The organism is Simiduia curdlanivorans (assembly GCF_030409605.1).
Classification (GTDB): Bacteria; Pseudomonadota; Gammaproteobacteria; order Pseudomonadales; family Cellvibrionaceae; genus Simiduia; species Simiduia curdlanivorans.
The window spans coordinates 274866-297608 of record NZ_JAUFQG010000004.1 but is presented as its reverse complement, the minus strand read 5'-3'; the positions used below and the strand labels follow the sequence as shown (position 1 = coordinate 297608).

Sequence of the window (22743 nt, the reverse complement as noted above, 5' to 3'; positions counted from 1 at the left end):
TAGTGAATAATGTAAAGAGAAAAGCAATGATAAATAATCATACGAAAGAAAGATGGAAATCCCATTGGCGCAGAAGTTTAAAGGCCTCTGCGTTGGTTATGGGTTTGGGTTTGACAGTGGCATTGCCCGCTTCAGCGCAATATGTAAAAACCGATGGCACGCAAATCCTTGACGAAACCGGGGCGCCACTTTACTTAAGCGGTATTAATTTGGGTAACTGGTTGTTGTGGGAGGGTTACCTCATGATGGGTGACTTTAACTATCGAACCCATACGCAATTTTTAAACTCCCTTGAAGACGCATTTCAAAGTGCCGAAAAGGCAAGACAGTTTGAGCATGAGTGGCGGCTTAATTATGTGGAGGAGAATGCCATCGCCGATCTTAAGCGCTTAGGTTTTAATACCCTGCGCGTACCCTTTCACTACAATATGTTTTGGCATGATGGCGCGCTCAGTAATCACGGCTTTCAATATTTTGACCAGCTAATCGATCTATGTCGCGAGCAAGGTATGTATATTCTACTGGATATGCATGCCGCGCCCGGTTATCAAAACCCCGGCGATCATGCCGACAATGTTAATTCTAACGCTAGCCAACCGCGCGATAGTGTGCAATTTTGGGATGGCAATCATATTGCCGTAGCGGCCGAGGTGTGGCGCCATATCGCAAATTACTATAAGAATGAACCTGTCATTTTGGGTTATGACCTAATTAACGAACCGGTGCCGCAACCCGGTCGCGAACTTGAACTGCTTGGCTCGCTTGTGCAGTTACGCAATGCGATTCGCCAAGTGGATCAAAATCACATGATTGTGGCCGAAGGTTCTTGGTGGGGTTCAGATCTCACTAAAATTGATTGGCAAGATCCACAGGTGCAAGCGGCCAGTGGAATCAATGCAAAATGGGATCATAACCTCGTGTATCAAATTCATCACTACGGCCATGTTTCTGGAACCCAAGGGCGAGAACAAATTACCAACCGCCTAGGCATTCCATTGATTATTGGTGAATACGGTGAAACCGATGAGGGTAATCTCAAGGCAATTACCGATTGGGCCAAGCAAAATCTTGCCGGCTACTTTCCTTGGTCTTTCAAAAAAATGTCGCACGATAAAACCTTGTGGACCATTCCAACCAACAGTGACTACGAGGCGGTGAAACAATTTATCAACCAAGGCGGTACGCCGCCCGCCGGTGCCTTTGACGGCATGATGAATTTTGCTCGCAACAATATTGTCAACGGCCATGCCAGTCACCTTTGGCACGAAGGCTTTTATCAGGCGGTGAAGCCCGGTGGGCTAGCACCGGAACCTGAACCTGAGTTGCCATCTTGTGACGACGCGAGCGCAAGTCTACTTCCGGCACGCATCGAAGCGGAAAATTATTGTGCCAGCTTTGGTGTGCAGCAAGAGCAAACCGGCGACGTGGACGGTAATCAGAATATTGGTTGGATAGATACCGGCGACTGGACCGAATACAAGGTGCAGGCAGGTGCGGCGGGTAATCTTAACTTTGCATTGCGGGCAGCGGTCAATGATCAGCCCGGGCGCGTTGGTGTTTATCTAGATGGGGTAAAGCAGGCCACGCTCACCTTGCCGGTGACTGGTGATTGGCAGGTGTACCAAAGCACGGAGGCTAGTATTGCCGTTGCCGAAGGCGAGCAAACACTTCGCCTAGTTTACGAAAGTGCGGGTATAAACCTTAATTGGTTGTCCTTGGGCCTGGCCATTTCTCAGCCAGAACCAGAACCAGAACCGGAACCAGAGTTTCCTTGTGTTGGCTTGCTTACTAATCTGCCAGCAAAAATTGAGGCAGAGAGTTACTGTTCTATGCAGGGTGTTCAAACTGAGCCCAGCAGCGAAGGCGGCTTAAACGTGGGTTGGACTGATGCCGGTGATTGGTTGGATTTTGGCGACCTGGCCGTTACTGAGGCATCTGCTTTTGTGGTTGGTTTGCGGGTTGCCAGTAACAGTGGTGGCGGTCGGGCTGAGGTTTGGTTAGACAATAATTTCGTCGGCGGGGTCGATGTCTCCTCAACTGGCGGCTGGCAAAATTGGCAAACATTAAAATTCAACACAACCTTAGCCGCGGGTAGTTATTCATTGCGTGTTAGGTTCAGCGCGGGAGGCGTCAATCTTAATTGGCTTGAATTCAGCACTGAAACCGCGCAACCCGTATTCGACCTTGCGCCGGGTACTTATGTGATTGTTAACGAAAACAGCGGGAAATCCTTGGACGTTGCCGATTTATCTAACGCCAATGGCGCCAACGTTCAGCAGTGGGATTATTCCGATGGTTTGAATCAACAGTGGCTTGCTCAGTCCCAGGGCGGGAATCAGTTTGAGTTGATTAACGTTAAAAGTGGTCTCTGTTTAGATGCCGATAGTGGGTCTAATAACGTGCATCAATGGCAGTGCTTCGGCAATCAAAATCAGCGTTGGCAAGTGGAGACGCAAGCCGATGGTAGCTACATTGTGCGTACCGGCGATGGTGCTGACGTGTTGCAAGTTAACGGCGGTTCAGGCGTAAATGGCGCCAATGTTATTACCGATTCGTCGCAGAATGCGTCGCATCAACGCTGGCGTTTTGAAGCTGTCAATAACTAGAACGATGAATGCTTTAGGTTGATCGTACCGTGTGCCGATCCTTTGATCGGCACCATTCTACTGAGTTATCCCATTATTTTGATGAGCCACCTCGGTAATACACATTCTTCTGATTTTCCCCGTGGGCATTGGCCATTCAATATACCCATGCTTTTTTAAACCGATTAATGCGCTACCGATGGGAGATAGTATTGAAATTTTTGAGTTTTCAATGCTAGCATCGGCAGGCATAACCAACTGAACAGTAATTTCCTTTTCCGAGTCTATGTCGAGAAACGTCACGAGTGAATCGATGCAAACAATATCTGTACCAATACTATCATCGGCGATAATTTTTGCTCTATCGATTTCATCTTCGAGGGCGCGTATGGCATCGGAATTAAACTCGACCTTGAGGAGGTTTATTAGTTTTAGATAATCTGATTTCTTCAAATACACCGAGCTGTTCTTTCTTTGTTTCATGTCTGCTCTCCATAAGTTTCGGTCAGCGGTTTGATTTTCTATATGGCTTGATGTTATTTCCAATTGGAATGACTATGCAGCCAGTTGTGTATTGTTAATTTACCTTTAGAATTCGATAGCGCATGGTTGTGCCAAAGAATGCGATGACAACCATGTCTCCCTCCCGCTTGCCCATGAGTTGTGAGCCAAGCATGGAAAGTATGGATATGCAGCCCTGCTCAGGTTGGCTTGCAGGTGGCGCCACAAGGGTAAGGCTGCACGTTTGGTTTTCCTGTAGATCTAAAATAGTGACTCGGGTGTTCAGCGTTATTTTTTCCATAGTCGAAAAATTTGCACTCCCAGCAATTTCTATCGAATCAATAATTTCAGACAGGCTTGTCGGGCTATTTGTTGGCGACCAGCGTGTGCTTATGTAAAATCGGCGCACACGGGTGAGCATCAAGCGCGCAAGCCTGAAAGATAACGTTTTGCACATAAAAGATTCCCGCCTACTGAAAATTAGACGAAATTTTTTAAAGAAAAATATGAGGTGCGCGACAGCGCTGGATGCTAGTTAAGCACCCGGTGTAGGGGGGTGAGCGGAGCGAGCCTCCACATCAAGAAAAGAAGAAATGCATGTATCACTGAGGAATCAAGCCAATGTTAGTCGCGTTAAGTTAGAGGTTACCCTACAAAAATATAAAGTCAATGGATTGAGTTAAGCGTGGCTAGTGGTTCATGGCAATTCAGTGGCAGCGCCGTTTTTAGCTCGTTATCTAGAAGCGCATATAGACAGGTCGAGTGATGACGGCGGCAAAACCAGGCCTGTGCTAGGCAAAGTTTTTGCTGAGCCCCTAGACACTACATTTGAACCTAGCGGTAGTGATTCGGTATTTCGGTCTTTCGGTATATGTCAAATCTAACGTCTCCGATCTCTTTGAGTCGGAAGCAATACATCTCATTATGTCTGCCGTCTGGTATTTTTAAGATTCTGATTTATTTGATTGGGGTTGCTGTTTTAACTGTCGTTATATTCGGTACTATCTGTGTCTCCTGGACTTGTATGCAACTGCAGGCGTTGCCGTAGCCAAGTGTATATTTTAGCGCAGGGTAAACTCGCGATGAACTAATGGCATAACCGATGGCAATCAAACCTTTTCGCCCCCATCGGTGAATGATTTGTTCGCGTAATCCATCGGCCTCTGGGTCGTGTGCCAATACCAACCGAGTAAAGCGCACCACCAAGGCTGTGGGTTCTGGAAGTGTATCTAGGTCGCCCGCAACAATGGCTCGTACTATGTGTGATTCCACTTTGGCCTCCAATGCCAGATTAACAATTAATTGCGTGCAGGGGCCGCAGTCGTCCCACAATATGGCTTGTAGTCTGGCAGCGAAGATTGGTTCAGCAGCTAAGCCAGCAGAGTGATTCGACATCATTTGCAAGCCTATAAATTTCAAAAAGGCCGATAGATCGTGTTGCAATATATCTTGCATGTAGGAGATGTCGTAATCGTAGCGATTTTTAAAACTTAACAGCGACTGATTGAATAGGTAGCGAATCATTTCTTGTGTCTCGGTGTTTGCGTTTTCTAGTGTAAAAAGTCGTGGGTAGGTTGATGTTTGATGGTTAAGTCGTTTGTAGGCGCGACTTTGCGGTTTCACAAACTTGCACGGGTATTGTGAGTGCGGTCAAACTCAGCGCAAAGCAACCTGCGCAGGCATAAAGCATCAGTGTAAAGTCGCCTTTTTGAAGTAGGGTGGCGGCCATCATGGGGCCCGAGGCCATGCCGATAGACGATATCAGCCAAGCAATGGTTGCGAGTCGGCCGCTGCTATCCATCTCGGCTATCACCGCCAATAAAAATGCCAGCACAGCTGGCCAGGCAATAAATAGCAGGGCCATGGCGATAGCATAAACGGTGGTGGTGAGTGGTGATCTAGTCAGTATTAGCGCTGCGATGATTGAAAGCAGGATACCGGTGGCCAACCAACGCAAGCGGTTAAGGCGATTGCCGGCAATTATCGGCAGCATAGCTCCAATTAACCCAAGTAATCCGGTGCTGGCAATATAACTACTGATTTGATCGTCACTAAAATTGGCATTGCCGCCAATGAGTCCGACATAAGCCCAAATGGCACTGGCTGCCAGTTGGTAGCACACAAGGGCCAGCATGAGCAGTTGCTTATGACGAATGTTGTGTTGCTGTGAGGGAACGATGTTTTGGATTTTGTCTGGGTGTACCAGCTCCGGCAGCCAGGCCAGATAGGCTAAACCCAGAAGGAGTAAACTCGCCATCACAAAAAAAATACTATGGGCACCCGATGCGCGCTCGAGTTCTGGAAAAAAGTAAATGACCAGAGAGCCAAGGCAAAATTGCACAAAGAGCAAGGTGCCATAAGCGCGGTCGGTATTGGGTAGGCGAACAAGTGCTGCAAAACCAATCCCTACGCATAGCCCGCCGAGCGCTCCTGCGATGAATCGCCAAATCAGTATGGCTATATAGCTCTCGGTTAACCATGCAGTGCTTAAATCTACGGCAGCAAGCAACGGCAGTAAGATCATCATGGCTGATCGCCAGTGAATGCGACGCACCCATAAAATGGCAAGCATGCTGCCGAATAAACCGCCGTAGCCGTTTAAGGCGACAATTTGACCGGCTTGCACATCATTAAAACCCATGCCGCCGGCTAAAGCGGCGACCAGACTGGGTAAGTAGTTGATATAACTCAGGCCACTCATGGCGACAAGCGCAAGGCCCAGATAGGTCAGCGGGCTATTGGGCTCTAATTTTTTAACAGCAGAGAGATCAAACACCTTGGCTTCCTTCAGCAAAAACATCGTCTAGTGAAAACGCTATGTTATTGCTCGGCCTAGATCGGAAAAATAGAGCTATTTACCAAATAGTCATGAATATTATTCATGTATCTTTCTTGTTATATTTGCGGTTATGTAGCCAGCTAGGCAGTGCAAGGGAGAGGGAGTTGTGGATAAGTTGCGTACTTTAGAAATATTTCTAGCAACCTGTGATGGCGGCAGCTTTTCAGCGGCCGCTCGTTTATGCGGTAGTGACCCATCTACCGTGAGCAAGGCTGTGAGTCGTTTAGAGGTGGAGCTTGGGCTGACGCTATTTCAGCGCTCGACTCGCCAGCTGCGTATCACCACGGCGGGTGAGCGCTACGCCCGCACGGTGCGCAAAGCGATGCAGGATCTATCCTCTTGTGAAAACGAGTTGAAGCAGCTGAATGATTCGCCCAGTGGCATTTTGCGCATTAGTTCGGCAGTTTGTTATGCACACTTATATTTACAGCCTCTGTTAAATGAGTTTTGTCAATGCTACCCAGACATTAAACTTGAGCTTGAAGTTAATGATTTGCACGTTGATATTGTTGAAAATAATGTTGATATTGCTCTGCGTACCGGCTTCATAAAGGACAGTCGTTTAGTCGCGCGTCGTTTGAGCCCAATGGATTTTCTTACCTGTGTTTCGCCAATTTATCTTAGTGCCTATGGTATGCCGAGCTGCAGCGAAGACTTTAAGACGCATAGCTGGATTGGCTTTCGAATTAAGCAAAGTCAGCAGCTCCAGCCAATATTTTTACCCGATAAAAAAGGCGAGTACCAATTTGTTGATTTAGAGCGCCGCTATATTACCGACGACGGTGAAACCATGGCTTATATGTGCACCGATGGTTTAGGCTTTGCGCAGTTGCCACATTTTCTTGCGAAGAAAGGCTTGGATTGCGGTGAGTTGGTGTCGCTGTATCCATATTATCGACCACCTCAGCCAGACAATGGCGTATTCGCTATCTATCCAAAGCGCGAGTATTTACCGAAAAAAGTTCGAGTATTTATTGATTTTTTAACTGAAAAGCTTGCTGAACGAGGTGAAAGCAGCCATTGTACCTGGGCGGAAGAGTGGCCGGCGTTGGTTGGATAGCGCTTTGGTTTTATCGCTTCTTAAATCTAATTTTTAAAGCTCATATTCTTTTGGGTGTGCGTTAACATTATAAAAATAACGGAAAGATAATCCTAGAATACTCTTGCTAAAACATTCATTGTTGCTTGTTTTCCTGCTTCTATTTTACGAATTTTTCTGCGGCTATATCTAATGCTCTGGCAGTTGAGGCTGCTTTCGCATTCTGCTAATTTCCTAGTTTCGGATATTTTTTTTCTGCTTTTACAGGCTGTCTTTAAAGATATGCTGCCGGTAATTGGCGCCTCTATCAAGGGGCTTCGCCTGCTTCTTGAAGTGTTATTGCGCTAATGCAAATGGCTGCTGACACCGCCACCTATAGCGTGGCTAGGTATTTGGTTTTTTTAGGGGATCTGGTTTATTCGCGTTTACATAACCTCTTAAGCTGTTAATTTTTCGCCTGGATTTTCTACCTTGCACCAAGTTTACGCATCTTAGGTCTGTGCCCATTGGCGAATCAAATTGTGGTAGACACCCGTTAATTGCACAATTTCCTGGCTGTCATCTAGGCTTTCGCGCAGGCTTTGTATGGCCATATCCATATCAAATAACAGTGCCCGTTTTTCATCGCTACTGATCATGCTCTGTAACCAAAAGAAAGACGCTAAGCGTCGGCCGCGGGTGACGGGTGTGACGCGGTGCAGGCTTGTGGACGGGTAGAGCACCATGTCGCCGGCGCCAAGTTTGACGCTATGGGTGCCGTAAGTGTCTTCGATGGTGAGCTCGCCGCCATCGTATTCCTCGGGTTCTGATAAAAATAAAGTCATGGAAATATCCGTGCGCACTTTGACCGGCGTGCCCGGCACTTGGCGAATGGCGTTATCCACATGGGTGCCAAAGCTTTGCCCGCCTTGGTAGCAATTAAACAGCGGTGGAAATATTTTTAATGGCAGTGCGGCGGACATAAATCGATTGCTTTGTGCTAATGCGGCTAGAATAACATCGCCCAGCTCGCGCGCTGTGGCTGAATTTTCTGGCAGCTGTAAGTTCTGTTTGGCTTTGGCACTTTGATAACCGGCGGTAACATTGCCGTCGGTCCAGTCGGCGTCGAGCAACATTTTTCGCGCCGCGGCTACCTGGGCCTTGCTGAGGACATTTTTGATAGTAATAAGCACGCCAAGTATCTCCGCATATACATGAAAAAGGCCGAGCTGAGCCGGCCGATGGAACTGTTTTGACAATCATTTCGACAAACAGCATCGACAAACGGTTTTGGAAAACTGAGTCGAAAGCTGATTTGAATCACAGTTTCAATATTTGAGCTGAATACCGGCAACCGCCTAACGGCTTACCGGTATTCAGTGCTCGATGTTACTGAGCTCGATTAAAAGGTATAGCTAGTAGAGAGCGATAAGTAGCGTCCTTCGCCGGGAATGAAGTGTCCGCCACCGAGTTGATCTATGTAGGCTTCGTCGGTCAAATTAGAGCCGTTTAGTTGCACGCCCCACTGATTACTGATTTGGTAAGACAGCATCATGTCGAAGATTAAATAGCTGTCGGCAATTTCGCGACTCTCTGGCACGGAGCTGTTGTAGCGCTGGCCCATGTATTGCGCGCCCAAACCGACGGCGAGTGCGTCGCTGATATCATAGCGGCCCCATAAGCTATAGGAGTGCTCTGGTGTTCTGGGCAGCTCGTTGCCGATTTGCGATGCGTCGTCGCCGGTGGCTTCTACCACTTCACTCTGTTGATAGGTGTAGGCGGCGGTGATAGACAGTTGTTCGGTAATTTGCCCTGCCGCACTTAGCTCCAAACCATCCACGCGTTGTTTGCCATCGAGCGTATCGAAGCGACCGTCATCGTCGTCAAACATACCGTCTTCGGCATCAGACAAAGCGTTGGTTTTTTCGGTGCGGAAAATGGCCGCGCTGGTAAAGAGCCGGCCGTCGATCAGCTCCCACTTGGTGCCCAGTTCGTAACTCAGAGTTTCTTCTGGGTCGAGGTTGGCGGCGTTACCGTTGCTAGAGGCGGTGAGATCTTCTGCCGAGGGGGTAAATGAGTTGCCTGCGCCGAAGTAGATGCTGCCGTTTTCCGCCGGCTTGTAAACCACGCCGAAATTCCAGCTCAGGGTTTCATCGTTGGTTTCGAGTTTTACCTGTGGCTCGCTGACGTCGTCCAGTTGATAGAAATATTCCGTTTCGAATCGGTCGTAACGCAGGCCCGCCGATACTTGCCACTCTGGGTTGAGGGTCACCGTATCAAACAGGTAAATGGCTTTAGTGTCGCCGGTGGCCTGCTGATCTTTTGTGGTGCGCGCGTAGCGGCCGGTGTAGGCGACGCGTGCATCTGGATTATAGAGGTCCACCAGTTCTGGTGTGCTATCTAAATTATCGTCGACCACATCGGCATAATTCCAGCGCTGAAACTTTTCGTTGGCTATTTCAACGCCGGCGACTATGTCGTGTTTTAGCGACCCGGTTTGATAGCTGCCTAATAAATCGAGCTGCACTACATTGAGTGAATCTTTTGTGTCGCGGGTTTTTTCATCGCTGAGACGCACGTCGGTGCTGGTTGTTAGGTCGATAAAGCGCGGCGCCGAGACGACGGACTGCCGCTCTACCGAGCCGGTGCGGGCGACGGCGCGCAGGCTGGTGTTGTCGGATAAATCTTTTTCGTATTTTACCGTCAGCGACTGGGTGTTGATGTCTTCAAAGTCGCGGTAAAGATTGCCATAGAAATTGCTGAAATTTACTGGCGGTGCCTCGCCCTCGTAGGGTGCGAGTTCGGCTACTGGATCTGAAGTGGCGCTGTTGCTAATCCAGGGTATGCCGTAGTCGGGAATGTTGTCTTGCTGCATGTAATCGGCATTAACGCTAAAACGCGAGTCGGTACCAATACCGGTGGCGAAGGATAAAGCCACGGCATCGCTGGCATTTTCGACGTAATCGCGGCCGGCCACTTCGCCGTCGCTGGTGAGTGCGTTGACGCGCAAGGCAGTGGTTTCGCCCAATGCGATGTTGCTATCCACTTGGGCGCGGTAATCGCTGGCATTGCCGAGCCGTAAATTAATGTCGGTAAAGTCTTCCAGTTTCGCAGTTTTGGTTTGCAGGTTAATGCTGCCACCGGCCGAGCCGCGGCCATAGACGGCCGAGCCTGGGCCCTTCGCCACTTCAACGGCTTCGACGTTATAGGTGTCGCGGGTGTAGCCGGCAATGTCGCGCACGCCGTCAATAGTGATGTTGTTATTGGCGCTAAAGCCGCGAATCGACATTTGGTCGCCGGTGGGAGTGCCGCCTTCACCGGCCGCCAGCGAGATGCCGGGCACGTTGCGCAGGGCATCGCGCAGGCTATCCACATTGCGATCTTTCATCACCGATTGGGGAATTACCGAAATGGTTTTGGCGGTGTCGAGTAATGGTTGGGTGTATTTATCTGAGCTGGACTCGTCGACTTTATAACTGTCTTCGGTTTGGGCGCTGACTTGAGCGGTGGGCAATTCTTTTACCTCTGCCGCCAACGCGCTGGTCATGGGTAATGTGGTTGCAATTGCCAGCGTCAGTGCGCTGCGGCCGAATCCCCTTAACGTGTTTGCTTCGGTTTGCATAGTGTAAATCCTTATTTAATCGAGTGATGTAGGTTCGGCTCGCTTCAATGAATCCGCTGGCTCTGTTTTTCTGGGTAGCTAGTGACCGAGGGCGGGCATCTTACCAAAGATCAACGCTAATGCAAATTATTATCATTTACATTCAGTTTTGGCTTTGCCATAATCGCCGGCTAGAAAATGTGGGCCTAGCTGGGTTCGGGGTTGAACTCGGCTAGGCCATAGTGCAAATGCTCCAAAGCAACGAGGTGGTCTCCTTTGATAAACCCATTACGCGGCATAAGTGCGCAGCTTGGCGCTGCGGCTTTGCCACTTGCCTTGCTTTCCAACCTAATTTTGGGTGTGGCGTCAGTACAGGCGCAGACCCCAGAAATGGTCGATCGGTTGACCCAGCGCTGGTTGGATAGCGAGGCGCAAAGGGTGCGCCTGAATACCGATTGGCAAGCGCAAAAGCCCCTGCTCGAACAGCGCCTGGGCTTGCTCGCGGCGGAAAAGCTGCAGCTGCAAGCCATGCTGCAATCGAGCAGCGATAGCCAGCAAGGCGTGGAGGCGAAGCGAGCGCAACTCTTGGCCGAACAGGCCGAGCTGGAACAACAGCAGCAGGTATTGAACCAACATCTGGAATTGTTGCTGGCGCGAACGGCAGCCTTGGCGCCGCTCTTGCCGCCGCCCTTGGCCGAGCAATGGTTGACCGAGCAGAGCGCGCCAAGCGAACAGCCCGAGGCGTCGCAACAATTGCAAAGCGCACTAGCGCAGTTGTCGCGGCTTGCGGAATTCGACGCTCGAATCACCGTTCAAGAGGGCCTAGTCAGCTTGCCGGATGTTGGCGAGCTGCTGGTGAAACAGTTGTATTTAGGCGTTGGCGCGGCCTGGTTTGTTAGCGCCGACGGCCAGTACCGGGGTTGGGGGCAGGCGCTGGATGAGGCCTGGGTTTGGCGGCCAGATGAGCAAGTCAGTAGCCGCGAAATCAGCCGCGCCATTGCCATGTTTGAGCGGCGCGAACAGGCGGAATTTGTGCGCTTGCCCATGCGCCTGGTGAGTGTGGATATACCCACTGGCGGGCAAGAATCCACGCGGGAAGTTCAGCCATGATCGGTTTAAAACTTGGCCATGGGCCGCGTTGTTTGTTAGCTATTCGAGCCGGATTGTTGGCCGCTGTATTTATGCTTGCGGCGCCATCGCTGTATGCGGCGAGCGCGGACATAGAGCAGGTGCTGTTAAAGCGTATTACCGAGGCGCAAAAAAATCTAACGGCAACCGAACGCCGCGTTACCCAAGAGCGCGAGCAGTTGGCCAAGCAATTATTTCTGCTCGAGCGCGAGGTTCTGGCGCTGCGCGAAAAAACCGCAGTTGCCCGTCGCCTCGCCGATGAAAAAACCTTAAGTATTGGCCAGCTGCAACAGCGCTTAGACAGTTGGCAACAGCAGCGCAATTATCAACAAAGTTTGCTGCGCCGATTTTTGCAAAATCACGGCGACGCCTCGGCCAACAAAATCAATGCCGATATAGCCGATCAAATTGCCGCCGTGGTGGCGAGCAGTCAACACCTAGGGCAGCGCTTTTCCCCAGCTTGGGCTAGCGCACAGCTGGTGCTGGGCGACGGAAAAATAGTGACTAAATCCAGCTTGGCGGTGGGGCCAATCACCTGGTATTGGGACGAGTCTGTACAGCGCATTGGCTTGGCCAGCAAGGCGCAGGGCGCGAGCGGGAAATTGCAAAGCGATATGTTGCTGGCGTCTGCCGATAGCGAGCGCATGGCAAGTCTGCGCAGTGCGGCGAGCGGTGATTTGGTGTTTGACCCAACGCTCAATCGCGCGCTGGTGCGACAGCAGCAATCGGAAAGTGTGTGGCAACACATTGGCAAGGGCGGATTGTGGGCGGCGCCGATTTTGTTGTTTGGCTTGCTGGCACTGTCGATCGCCTTGATTAAAGTGTTGCAGTTGTGGCGCTTGTCGCCGGTGTTGCGTTTTACCCCTGGCGCTTTAGCGGGGCTGTTAGCCGGCGTGGTGTCCGAGCGCAGCGCAACAGTGGCGGGCATGCAAAAAACGCTACTAGCTATTGCTCAGCAATCGACCTCGCCACGCCAGCGCGACGACGAATTGTTCATGCAATTGCAAGATGATAAACACGCGCTCGAGCGTTGGATTGGCGCCATTGCCGTCACCGCTGCCGTGTCGCCGCTGCTGGGTCTATTGGGCACTGTCAGCGGCATGATTGAAACCTTTAAAATGATGACCCTGTTTGGCTCCGGTGATCCGGAGGTGGTGTCTGGTGGTATCGCGCAGGCGCTAATCACCACCGAGCTGGGTTTGATTGTTGCCATTCCGGCGCTGGTGTTGCACGCGCTGCTATCCCGCCGCGCCAAGGCTTACTACAACGAGCTTGAAAGTTTTGCCATTTTATTGAGCAAGAGCGACGAGCCCTATGTGGAAATGATTGCGAGCGAGCCGTCGCCGCAGGTCAAGGCCCCTGCGCGTAAAAAAGTTTCAGAAGAGGTGGCGTTATGATCGATCAACTGCTGCAAAGTCGATTGTGTTGGGTCATCGTTTTATTGGCGTTGGTGTGTTACTACCAATTGTGGTTGGCGTTCTTACAGCGCCGTGGTACTGCCGCGTTATCTCGTGAATCCGATCAGCCGTCGATTCAAACGCTAGAGCACGAGTTTTCTGCGGTCTTGGTTAACGCGCTGCCCTTGCTGGGTTTGCTGGGCACCATTATGGGTTTATTAAGTTGTTTTGCCGGTATTGCCAGCGACGGTGCCAGCAGTGAAATGGTGAGTGGGGGCATTGCCGAGGCGCTACTGACAACCCAGCTGGGTTTAGTCTGCGCTGTGCCCGGTTGGTTGCTGTTAGCCTATGTGCGGGCATCTTACGACGAGCGACGTCAACTAGCCGAGGCCCTATAAATTGCCTAGTCGATTACAGCGCCGGCTCGAACATCAGCAGACCCAAGGCATTGATATGTCGCCGCTGTTGGATGTGGTGTTTATTCTCCTGATCTTTTTTATCGTCACCACGGTGTTTGTAAAAGAGACAGGTGTGGAAGTGGATAAACCGCAAGCGATTTCTGCTCAGCAACTGGACCAAACCGTTATCTTGTTGGCGATCACTGATGCCGGCGAGGTTTTTTACGACGGTAGTCAAATTGGCGTTGCCGGCGTGCGCGGCACTATCGAACAGTTGCAGCGTCGAAGGCCAAGCCCGGTGGTCATTCAGGCAGACAAAACCGTTCCCACGCAATTATTACTCGAGGTTATCGACGAAGCTAAACTCGCCGGTGCCAAGACCGTTAACTTGGCGGCGCGAGTGCAATGATCAATAGCGCTGCAGTCACAAACGCGAGTCGCCATTTTACCAAATGGGCGCGGCCGTCGGCGCAGCAGTGTCAGGCCATGCTGTTGAGTCTCGCATTATTAGCCATGGGGTTGTTGACGCTTTGGCTGGGCCAGTGGGCGTCGGTTTCGCAACCTGAACAACTTAGCGTGCGCGAGATTGCGTTGATCTCGCCTCCGCCACCACCGCCACCACCGCCGCCACCGCCCTCGGTGGTTCAGCCGGTGCAGCAAGCCAGTGTGTCGGTGCAAGTGCCGGGCGCCGGGCCCAGCCTAACGATGATTGAAATTAAACCGCGTCTCGATTTTGCCAAGCCCGCTGAGCCGGTGATTGAATCTCAACCGAGCCAATGGCAGTCCCTAGACATCGATTGGGATGCCTTTGCGTTAAATGACTTGGATAGTTTTCCATCGCTGCTAACGCCCTTGCGGGTTAATTTTCCGAAGAGCTTAAGCCGGCGCGGTGTTAGACAAGTATTGATCAAATTGGATGTGATGATTGATGAGGCCGGGCAGGTAACACTCATTGATGTGGTCGAAAATGCCTACCCAGAACTGGCCAGTGAAATTCAACGCCTAGTGCGCCAGACGCGATTCAGCGCACCGCAAAAAGACGGTCAACCGGTGCGTGCACGCTTCGTTTGGCCGCTGGAAATTACGCCCTAAGCTGGCCGACATGTGAGTAATTGATGATGGATGTTAATTTTGTAAAACGATTGTCTGCAGGCTGTGTTGCGCTGAGCTTTTGTCTGCTTGCGCTGCACAGTCACGGCGCTGTGGGCGCTAGTGAATTAACCGCTAGCGATAATGATAACTTTAATTTCGCCTCAATCGTGGTGAAGTTAAAGGAACCTAGATGGGCGTTTCTGCTTGCCAATGAACCCGTCGCGCCCACTGAGGCGCAACTAGCGGCCAGCGAAAGCCGTTTTGCGCGCGATTTGCAGCCACTGTTGGCAGCACAAAAATATGCCGAGATTGCACAAGCCTTCAAGGCCAGGCCTATCGCCAATGACAGCGCCGCTCTGCGGCAACTGCGCGGGCAAGTGTTGTTGAGCATGGGGCGCTATAAAGATGCCGAGGCGGCACTGGATGCAGCATTGGCTTTGATGCCCAACTTGGCACTGGCACACCGCTCCTTGAGCATGGTGCACTTGCTGCAAAAACAATTGCCGCAAGCGCAAAAACATCTGCAGCGCAGTATTGCGCTGGGCGTGGCGGATGCCCAAGTTTACGGTCAGCTTGCCTTCGTGAATTTACGGCTAGGCAACGCCGCCAGCGCCGTTGCCGGTTACCAGCAAGCGCTCTACATGGAGGCCGACAACGAGCAGTGGCAACAGGGTTTGCTCTACGCGCTGATTCAATCGCACGGCTTCGATCAAGCGCAGGCGCTACTCGAGCAGATGCTGGAAAAAAATCCAAGCCATGCGGAGTTGTGGCTGCAGCGCGGTCAGTTGGCGCTTAAGCAGGCGCGGCCTCAGCAAGCACTCAGCAGTATGGAGATGGCGCTGCAGTTGGGCGATGCCAGCATTGACAATATTTGCACCACGGCGCAGTTGCATATTCAAGCGGGTAGCCCGCGCCGCGCCGCGCAATTATTAGCCGATAACATCACCGCCATTGCAAAACAGGGCGAGGTAAAGCTCGCTGTGGTGGAGCAGGTGAGTGCATGGTTAGCCTATCGGCAGGCTTGGGGGGCGCTGGCACCGCTGTTGCGAGCGGTGGAAAAAAACCGTCAAAAGTTGCCGCGTTACTACCAATCCCAGTTCGCGGTTTATGGCGCGCAATGGGCCTTACATAATGGCGAGCAGCGCCATGCTGGCAAGCAGCTACAACAGGCGATTGCAGCAAATCCGAGCAATGGCGAGGCGCTTCTGGCGCTGGCGACGTTAATGCGCAGCGAGAAACGCGAGGAGCGCGCAGTACTGTACTACGCGCGCGCCGAGGCGTTAACGGCCTACCAAGAAAGAGCGCGGCTAGGGCGTGCGCAACTAGAAATTGACCGACAAAATTATGCCGAAGCGCTGCGTTTGCTGCGTCAAGTGGCACAGGTAAATCCCAGCCGTGGCGATGTGATGAGCAATATCCAATCGCTGGAGCATTTGCTGCGCAATAAGGGCTAACTCATCTACATAAGGTTCGATCTGTCCTAATTAACTTTATTCGATGGCAGATTGAGCGGACCGCAAAAAATATTTTCAGCCGTACGACGAAGGATTATTCGTGAAGTCATTTTTAATAACGCTGCACCGCTGGCTCGGCTTGCCGCTGGGTCTATTGTTTGTTGTCACCTTTGGCACGGGGTTTATCACGGCCATAGATGAGCTTGTTAAGCGTCAAACTCAGGCGCAATTCGATCGAGCTTATAATTATCGAGCGACATCCATACAGGAAGATGCCGCCGCGCTCGAAGCCCTAGCGCAGGCCCATCAAGGTATTAGCCGCATGCAATTGCCCACACCCGAGGCGCCTTATTATCAGGCCGCATCGCGCGGTGAAACTTGGACTTACCCCATCGGCAACCTCACCCAGCCGGTTCATGACACGCGCGAAGAAAATGTTTTTTTTGCCACTGTGTTACAGCTGCACCGAAATTTCCTGTTGGGTCGAGAGGGGCTGTGGGGCATAGAGGGTAAGTACCTAGCGGCATGGGTTGGCCTCATTGCCCTGGCGTTGAGTTTGTTGGGGCTGTGGATTTGGTGGCCGCTGCGAAAATCATTCGCGCTAAAAGACGTGGTGCCGCGCGGACTTAAGCGCAAGCACTTCTATTTCAGCCACATGACCAGCGGGGTGATTGTGTTGCTTGCCATCGTAATTTTTTCGCTCACCGGTGCCGCGATAACTTACCGCAGCATCGCCCAGTCGCTATTTTCTGTAGAGCAGGATGCAAACCAAGGAAATTTTGCCGTTAAAAGCGTGGGTAAGAGTTGGCCGGCTTGGTTGCTTGCCGCCTATGCGGAAATGCCCGAGGGCGCCCGCCTGACCGAGGTACGCTACCCGAGACAGCCCAAGCCGCGCGCCGCAGGCGAGCGGTCCTCGCCGGAGCGACATACCGGTGCGAAAAGGCAGCAAGATTCGGCGCCGGAAAGTAAAGTTTTGCTATTTCGGTTTTCCACCGCGGACGATTGGTTTAACTTAGCTCGCAGCGAGGTAAGCATCGATCCGCTGAGCGCGACCATGGTAGGCGCGAGGCAATTTGCAGATTTTCCGCTTAGGGAAAAGTTGTATTTACTGTTGATGCCATTGCACACGGGTAAGGGCTTGCCAATGTCGTATCTAGTGTTACAACTTTTCTTCAGTTTGTGTGGCACGCTGATGGTGGCCTCTGGGGTGCTGAGCTTTATTGCGAAGCAGCGCCGGAAAGCCAAACCTAGGCAGATTAAAGACGCGCTAATCGCTGCGCGAGCCTGAGCCCTACCGCGCATATCGTGACCAAGTGAACATTAATAAGGCTGCAGAGTAAGTGAATAAGATTAAGGCGTTGCTGAGCGCAAAGCGCGTTATAGGTTTGAGCTTAGGCTTGCTAGCCCTAACCATCAGCTTAATGGCCTATTGGCTAACCAGTAGCGCCGAAAGCACGACGCTACTGGTTGAAAAAGTGACGCGCGGCGATATCGAAAACTACATAGGTGCAACTGGTGCTCTGGAACCCAAGCAGTATGTGGAAGTGGGCGCTCAGGTGTCGGGGCAAATCAAAAAAATCTATATCGAAGAAGGTGATCTGGTGCAGGCCGGTCAGCTCCTAGCCGAAATAGATGCCACGGTATTTGAAACGCAGGTGCAGAATGCCGAGGCAAGTTTGGAGGGCAACCGCGCTCAATTGCAGCAGCTACAGGCGGAACTTGAATTGGCGGAGTTGCGCGCGAAACGCAATAAAAGCCTGCATGAAAAAAGGGCAGTGAGCGAAGATACGTTGTTCGAAAGTCAGGCCAATGAAAAAATACTGAGAGCTAAAATTCGCGCCATGGAAGCGCAGATTAAGGCCGACACAGCCTCTTTGGCGGGCGATCGCGCCACCCTAGGTTACGCAAAAATATTCGCCCCCATCGCCGGCACCGTTGTGACGATTTCCGTGCGCGAAGGGCAAACCTTAAACGCCAATCAAAACGCCCCGCTTTTGCTAAAAATTGCTGATTTGAGTGTGCTCACTCTGCGCGCAGACATCTCCGAGGCCGATGTTACCCGGTTGGAAAAAACTATGCCGGTGTATTTCAAAACCTTTGGGGGTGGCGAGCGGCGCTGGTACTCGACGGTTCGACAAATTTTGCCAACGCCCTCGATCATCAACGATGTGGTGCTCTACCAGGCCTTGATAGATATCGACAACACTGACGGCTTGCTGATGGACGCCATGACTACGCAGGTATTCTTCGTACTGGAAAGTGCCAAAGACGCATTGCTTGTACCGCTAGGTGCCGTGCGTGGCAGGGGTGCACGAGGTGAGGTTTCTGTTAAGAAAGGCGCTCAAATTACCCCGGTTAAGGTGGCCGTTGGGGTTAGGAATCGCACCCACGCCGAAATAATTTCTGGCCTCGACGAGGGCGTCGATATTGTCGTGGGCGATCGAAACAGTTCAGCGCGCGATAAAAGTTCGTCGATGCTCGGCGGTGGTTCGCGCCGGCCTTAATCTAGCCTGAGTCGAGTTAATTACCGGCACAACTTCAGCCATTGCCCGGCGCCTCGATGCGCGCAAGATGCTTCCAATTCGAGCTTAATCAATGAATCCATTTAGTTCCCTTGAACCAGCCTCTGCCCCGCACTCAGTGTCGGGTAAGCTACTGCTGGAACTCAATCAGGTGTGCCGATATTTTTACAGTGGCGCCAATGAAGTGCGTGCCTTGCATAATGTTTCCATGACTATTGCACGGGGCGAATTCGTTGCCATTATGGGGCAGTCTGGTTCGGGCAAATCTACTCTGATGAATATTTTGGGTTGCCTCGATAAGCCCAGTGCGGGTTTGTATCGTGTTGCCGGGCACGATGTGAGCCAGCTCAGTGTCGATCAACTTTCGGCCCTGCGCTTGAAAACTTTTGGCTTTGTGTTTCAACGCTATCAATTACTCGCTAATCAATCGGCGCACAACAATGTTGTTATGCCGGCAGTTTATAGCGGTATGGCCGACGATGAACGCAACCAGAAAGCCAGCGCCTTGTTGCAACAGTTAGGTATTGAGGGTAGAGCCCATCATAAGCCGTCGGAATTGTCTGGCGGTCAGCAACAGCGAGTTTCCATTGCGCGCGCGTTAATTAATGGTGCCGAAATTATTTTGGCCGACGAACCCACCGGCGCCTTGGATTCCGCCAGTGGTGAGCAGGTGTTGAGTTTGCTTAAGCAGTTACATGCCGACACGGGTGCAACCATTATTCTCATTACCCATGACGCTGAGGTTGCCAGTCACGCCGAGCGCGTTATCGTGATGAAAGATGGCGAACTGTGCTCCGATTCGGGCGCCCGTACAGAGCCTATCGCAGCAAAAGAGATAGGTGTTACTGCGACGCCCCTACAGGTTTTTCCGCGTATTGGATTGCTCACCTCGGCGCGCTTGGCGTTTAGCGCTTTGCGGGCAAATTTATTCCGCACCTTGCTTACCCTGTTGGGCATCATCATTGGCGTGGCTTCCGTGGTGACCATGATGGCCATCGGCGATGGCGGCAAGCAACAGGTGCTCGATCGCATTGCAGCCATGGGCACCAATTTATTACAGGTGCAAACGGGCGGTAGAAATATTCGCTCCAGTGGCGAGATAGCTACCTTAAATATGGAAGATGCGCGCGAAATTGCCCTGCTGCCTGGCGTCGAAGCCGTGGCGCCAGAGCGCGAGTCGCGCTCGACTTTTCGACAGGGCGCCTTCGATTACAGCGGCCGAGTGCGCGGCGTAACACCGGAATATTTTGCCGTTAAAGACTGGCAGCTTTCCCTTGGGGTTTTTCTCGATGACAGCGATGTGCAAACCTTTGCCTCGGTGATGGTGCTGGGTGCGACTGTAGCGGCGGAACTGTTTCCCGACCAACCGAATCCTATTGGCAAACAAGTGTTAATGAAAAGTACGCCCTACCAAGTGATCGGCGTGCTTAAGGCCAAGGGCGCTAGTGCCGGTGGTCGCGATATGGACGATGAGGTATTTGTGCCCATGAGCACGGCGCAGCTGAAGTTTTTTGGTAGCGAATACTTGTCCAGTATCACCATAAAAGTAACGCAAACGGGTTTGCTTGCGAGTGTGGAGTCAGCGGTAACCCAGTTATTAAAGTTGCGCCATGGACGAGAGGATTTTGGTGTGCGCAATACCGCCTCATTGGTCGAGGCCGTGACCGAAACGCAGGATACTCTCACTTGGTTGCTTGGTTCTGTGGCGGCCATTTCCCTGCTGGTGGGTGGTATAGGGGTGATGAATATTATGTTGGTGAATGTGTCCGAACGCCGGCGCGAAATTGGTTTGCGCATCGCCACGGGCGCAAAGCCGAGCGATATTTTGCGTCAATTCAATATTGAAGCCCTGCTGGTGTGTTTGTTGGGTGGCGCCATCGGTGTTGCCTTAGGTTTATCTGTTTCTCTGTTGTTGCAGTCCTTTAATATCGCCGTGATGTTTTCGCTGTTTCCGCCACTGCTGGCTTTTTCTACCTCACTGTTGGTGGGTTGGGTGTTTGGCTACGCGCCGGCACACAAAGCGGCCTCATTGAATCCGATTAGCGCCCTGGCGGAGGAGTAATTATGTTTGTCGCCTGGAAAAATTGGCGCTGCTTGGCTTTGGCTTTTGGCCTTGCGGCTTGCGCCTACCAACCCGCAACAACCTTGCCGGAGCTGACTTTACCGGATGTGGCAGCACTTGCGGGTACGACCGTTGCTTCTACTCAGTCGCGGCCACAAACGCAGTGGTGGCAAACCTATGGTTCAGCTGAGTTGGCGCAATTGTTTCGAGAGCTTGAACTCAACAGTTTAGATTTGGCCGTCGGTCGCGAGCGGTTAGACCAAGCCAAGGCGCTGCGTAAGCAACAAACTGCCGACAATTGGCCGAGCCTAAATGTTCAGGCTAGTCAGCGCACGGCGCAGCAGTTGGGCGCCGATGAGCGCGAAACCAGTAGTGGCCTAAATTTTACTGCGGCTTACGAGATCGATCTTTGGGGCAGCCGCAGCGCGGCAAATTACGGTGCCCGAATAAGTGAATTAGCCCAACAGCAGGAATACCAAAGTTTACAGCTGCAGCTTCAGGCTAATCTGGCAAAAAGTTATTTTGAACTTATTGCCTTGCAGGATCGCTACACCATTGCCTTACAAAATCAGCAGGCGAGTAAAGAGCTGCTGGATTTAATTCAGCTGCGCTTTGAGGCTGGCAGCGCGTCGGGCATCGAGCTTAGCCAGCAACGCAATACTTGGTTGGCAACCAGTGCCACGGTATTGGGCTTGCAGCGAGCCGTGCAAAAGGCTGAAGGCATAATAGCCGTGTTGGTGGGGCGAGAAAGTTTGCAGCTGCCGGCCTCAAGTATGAGGTTAGCGGCCGTTGCGCTGCCGGACATACGCAGTGTGCAATCGGCGGCACTGTTGGAGTATCGGCCCGATATAAAATTAGCGGAATCGCAGCTGCGGCTAACGGAGTCGCTACTTTATCAAGAACAGCAAAAGCGCTGGCCGAGCTTGCAACTGAGTGCAGGTTTGGGTTTGGATGAATTGTTTAATAGTGGCGGTGAATGGACGGCGTCACTCATTGGTTCAGCGGCGGCGCCTATCTTTAATGCCGGCAAAATTCGCGAACAAATAAACGCCGCCACCAGCGATGTGACTATCGCACAACTCAATTACCGCGCCGTGGTGTTGCAGGCCATGCAGGATGCGGTGGAAACCCTGAGCGAGCTGGCTTACCAAAAAGCCTTGTATCAAGTTCGAGCACAAGAACTAGAAAACAATCGGCAATTGTATGACTTGGCAAGGTTGCGCTACGACTCGGGCGATACGGATTTTATCAACCTGCTTACGGCGCAGCGCAGTTGGTTTAGTGCTAGAGACAGTTTGTTGCAGGCGAAAAATCAACAGCTGGCCGCCAGTGTGAATTTGTTTGCCGCCCTCGGTGTGGCGCCGGAATTGGCGCCCGAAATAACCAAGTGATGCGACCGCGAAAAAAGTCTTTTGTATGTGGGGCGTTTTAACAGCGGCAGGGCTTGCCCGGGTGGTCGTTTATAAGCTGGTATTGGCTGGCCAAAACTCAGCTTTGAGACCAATAATACGGTACACGCCTAAGGGCAGGTCGCGGCGAATATTGGCCAGGTCTTGAATCAAACGCGCGTGATTGAGCGCGCCGTGGATGTAATGCTGTAGCAGCCGGGAAACCTGTTCTGGGTCTAGATTGTCCTCTAAATAGCCGCCATTTCTTAAATTATTAATCAGCGCTAAGTTGTATTTATCGGCGCGGTTCATCATGGATTGCATGGATGCCATAATTTTTGTTTCGCCGCAGCCAGATTGTTGGCTGGCAGTAAAAAACGGGCAGCCAGGCATGTGGTCCGGATCGTCGCCAATTTTCTTTTCAAATAAATAATTGATCCACTTTTGTAGTTGCTCGAGTGGTGTGTGTACTGGCGACAGCAAGCCATCTAAATCGCCGCGCATTTTCTCCCAGTAGTAATCGCTCGCTTCACAAAAAAGCTCGGCTTTAGATTCGAAGTGGTGATAGAAGCTGCCTTTGGTGACGCCTGCTTTCTTGCAAATTTCATTGACGCCTACGGCGTTGTAATTGCTCTGCCAAATCAAATCGAGGGCGGTATCTAGCAGGTGGGTACGGGTTTGTGCGGCTGTCATGGCGTAGGGCTCTTCAATGCTTTACGAATATTCAATCTTCTTGAATAGACCGGTTGGTATGGTTA

Annotated in this window: 19 protein-coding genes; 12 read left to right on the top strand and 7 right to left on the bottom strand. The window is 51.6% G+C overall.

Annotated elements, in window-relative coordinates; all coding sequences use genetic code 11:
- Window positions 1–26: 26 nt before the first annotated feature.
- On the top strand, window positions 27–2606 hold the full coding sequence (locus QWY82_RS01585) for a carbohydrate-binding protein (protein ID WP_290259380.1): 2580 nt from the start codon (window positions 27–29) through the stop codon (window positions 2604–2606).
- A 57-nt stretch (window positions 2607–2663) separates the two neighbouring features.
- Here the strand turns inward: QWY82_RS01585 and QWY82_RS01580 are convergent, their stop codons facing one another.
- From QWY82_RS01580 to QWY82_RS01565, 4 genes are all read right to left on the bottom strand, one after another.
- Window positions 2664–3068 carry a GreA/GreB family elongation factor gene (locus QWY82_RS01580; RefSeq protein ID WP_290259379.1) on the bottom strand — a complete coding sequence of 135 codons (405 nt, stop codon included), beginning with the start codon at window positions 3066–3068 and terminating at the stop codon, window positions 2664–2666.
- Window positions 3069–3162: 94 nt separating this feature from the next.
- Window positions 3163–3543, bottom strand: coding sequence for a GreA/GreB family elongation factor (locus tag QWY82_RS01575; protein ID WP_290259378.1), 381 nt, complete (start codon window positions 3541–3543; stop codon window positions 3163–3165).
- A 500-nt stretch (window positions 3544–4043) separates the two neighbouring features.
- A complete protein-coding gene (locus QWY82_RS01570; protein ID WP_290259377.1) occupies window positions 4044–4610 on the bottom strand; it encodes a hypothetical protein in 567 nt (188 codons plus the stop codon).
- A gap of 64 nt (window positions 4611–4674) precedes the next feature.
- Window positions 4675–5862, bottom strand: coding sequence for an MFS transporter (locus QWY82_RS01565; RefSeq protein WP_290259376.1), 1188 nt, complete (start codon window positions 5860–5862; stop codon window positions 4675–4677).
- A gap of 169 nt (window positions 5863–6031) precedes the next feature.
- On the opposite strand from QWY82_RS01565, the gene QWY82_RS01560 reads away from it, so the two are divergent.
- Window positions 6032–6985: a LysR family transcriptional regulator gene (locus QWY82_RS01560; RefSeq protein ID WP_290259375.1), complete on the top strand. Its 954-nt coding sequence runs from the start codon at window positions 6032–6034 to the stop codon at window positions 6983–6985.
- Window positions 6986–7455: 470 nt separating this feature from the next.
- On the opposite strand, the gene QWY82_RS01555 is transcribed toward QWY82_RS01560, so the two are convergent.
- Both QWY82_RS01555 and QWY82_RS01550 read right to left on the bottom strand, forming a co-directional pair.
- Window positions 7456–8136, bottom strand: a complete 681-nt coding sequence (locus QWY82_RS01555) for a Fe2+-dependent dioxygenase (RefSeq protein WP_290259374.1) — start codon at window positions 8134–8136, stop codon at window positions 7456–7458.
- A gap of 209 nt (window positions 8137–8345) precedes the next feature.
- The gene (locus QWY82_RS01550) at window positions 8346–10565 is read right to left on the bottom strand and encodes a TonB-dependent receptor (RefSeq protein WP_290259373.1); all 2220 of its coding nucleotides are present in this window, start codon (window positions 10563–10565) and stop codon (window positions 8346–8348) included.
- 255 nt (window positions 10566–10820) lie between these two features.
- Between QWY82_RS01550 and QWY82_RS01545 the strand changes: the two genes are divergently transcribed.
- The 10 genes from QWY82_RS01545 to QWY82_RS01500 all read left to right on the top strand — a co-directional run bounded on the left by QWY82_RS01545 (window position 10821) and on the right by QWY82_RS01500 (window position 21988).
- Window positions 10821–11654 (top strand): DUF3450 family protein, encoded by an 834-nt coding sequence (locus QWY82_RS01545; protein ID WP_290259372.1) that lies wholly within the window; start codon window positions 10821–10823, stop codon window positions 11652–11654.
- Complete coding sequence (locus QWY82_RS01540; RefSeq protein WP_290259371.1) at window positions 11651–13069, top strand: MotA/TolQ/ExbB proton channel family protein; 1419 nt, start codon at window positions 11651–11653, stop codon at window positions 13067–13069. The genes QWY82_RS01545 and QWY82_RS01540 overlap by 4 nt, the downstream gene beginning before the upstream one ends.
- Window positions 13066–13467 (top strand): MotA/TolQ/ExbB proton channel family protein, encoded by a 402-nt coding sequence (locus QWY82_RS01535; RefSeq protein WP_290259370.1) that lies wholly within the window; start codon window positions 13066–13068, stop codon window positions 13465–13467. The genes QWY82_RS01540 and QWY82_RS01535 overlap by 4 nt, the downstream gene beginning before the upstream one ends.
- A gap of 1 nt (window position 13468) precedes the next feature.
- Entirely contained in the window at window positions 13469–13876 is a 408-nt protein-coding gene (locus tag QWY82_RS01530) for an ExbD/TolR family protein (protein WP_290259369.1), read from the top strand.
- Window positions 13873–14559, top strand: coding sequence for an energy transducer TonB (locus QWY82_RS01525; RefSeq protein WP_290259368.1), 687 nt, complete (start codon window positions 13873–13875; stop codon window positions 14557–14559). Before QWY82_RS01530 ends, QWY82_RS01525 begins: the two co-directional genes overlap by 4 nt.
- A gap of 23 nt (window positions 14560–14582) precedes the next feature.
- On the top strand, window positions 14583–16013 hold the full coding sequence (locus QWY82_RS01520) for a tetratricopeptide repeat protein (RefSeq protein WP_290259366.1): 1431 nt from the start codon (window positions 14583–14585) through the stop codon (window positions 16011–16013).
- 100 nt (window positions 16014–16113) lie between these two features.
- Entirely contained in the window at window positions 16114–17301 is a 1188-nt protein-coding gene (locus QWY82_RS01515) for a PepSY-associated TM helix domain-containing protein (protein WP_290259365.1), read from the top strand.
- 52 nt (window positions 17302–17353) lie between these two features.
- Complete coding sequence (locus tag QWY82_RS01510; RefSeq protein WP_290259364.1) at window positions 17354–18517, top strand: efflux RND transporter periplasmic adaptor subunit; 1164 nt, start codon at window positions 17354–17356, stop codon at window positions 18515–18517.
- A 91-nt stretch (window positions 18518–18608) separates the two neighbouring features.
- Entirely contained in the window at window positions 18609–20597 is a 1989-nt protein-coding gene (locus QWY82_RS01505; RefSeq protein WP_290259363.1) for a MacB family efflux pump subunit, read from the top strand.
- Between the two features lie 2 nt (window positions 20598–20599).
- The gene (locus tag QWY82_RS01500) at window positions 20600–21988 is read left to right on the top strand and encodes an efflux transporter outer membrane subunit (protein ID WP_290259362.1); all 1389 of its coding nucleotides are present in this window, start codon (window positions 20600–20602) and stop codon (window positions 21986–21988) included.
- Window positions 21989–22057: 69 nt separating this feature from the next.
- Here QWY82_RS01500 and QWY82_RS01495 read toward each other — a convergent pair whose 3' ends face one another.
- Entirely contained in the window at window positions 22058–22678 is a 621-nt protein-coding gene (locus QWY82_RS01495; RefSeq protein ID WP_290259361.1) for a TetR/AcrR family transcriptional regulator, read from the bottom strand.
- Window positions 22679–22743: the final 65 nt, after the last annotated feature.

Coding starts and splice junctions, on each gene's coding strand:
- QWY82_RS01495 (WP_290259361.1), bottom strand. CDS start 22,678: ATGACAGCCGCACAAACCCGTACCCACCTGCTAGATACCGCCCTCGAT.
- QWY82_RS01525 (WP_290259368.1), top strand. CDS start 13,873: ATGATCAATAGCGCTGCAGTCACAAACGCGAGTCGCCATTTTACCAAA.
- QWY82_RS01520 (WP_290259366.1), top strand. CDS start 14,583: ATGATGGATGTTAATTTTGTAAAACGATTGTCTGCAGGCTGTGTTGCG.
- QWY82_RS01550 (WP_290259373.1), bottom strand. CDS start 10,565: ATGCAAACCGAAGCAAACACGTTAAGGGGATTCGGCCGCAGCGCACTG.
- QWY82_RS01500 (WP_290259362.1), top strand. CDS start 20,600: ATGTTTGTCGCCTGGAAAAATTGGCGCTGCTTGGCTTTGGCTTTTGGC.
- QWY82_RS01570 (WP_290259377.1), bottom strand. CDS start 4,610: ATGATTCGCTACCTATTCAATCAGTCGCTGTTAAGTTTTAAAAATCGC.
- QWY82_RS01585 (WP_290259380.1), top strand. CDS start 27: ATGATAAATAATCATACGAAAGAAAGATGGAAATCCCATTGGCGCAGA.
- QWY82_RS01505 (WP_290259363.1), top strand. CDS start 18,609: ATGAATCCATTTAGTTCCCTTGAACCAGCCTCTGCCCCGCACTCAGTG.
- QWY82_RS01535 (WP_290259370.1), top strand. CDS start 13,066: ATGATCGATCAACTGCTGCAAAGTCGATTGTGTTGGGTCATCGTTTTA.
- QWY82_RS01540 (WP_290259371.1), top strand. CDS start 11,651: ATGATCGGTTTAAAACTTGGCCATGGGCCGCGTTGTTTGTTAGCTATT.
- QWY82_RS01575 (WP_290259378.1), bottom strand. CDS start 3,543: ATGTGCAAAACGTTATCTTTCAGGCTTGCGCGCTTGATGCTCACCCGT.
- QWY82_RS01580 (WP_290259379.1), bottom strand. CDS start 3,068: ATGAAACAAAGAAAGAACAGCTCGGTGTATTTGAAGAAATCAGATTAT.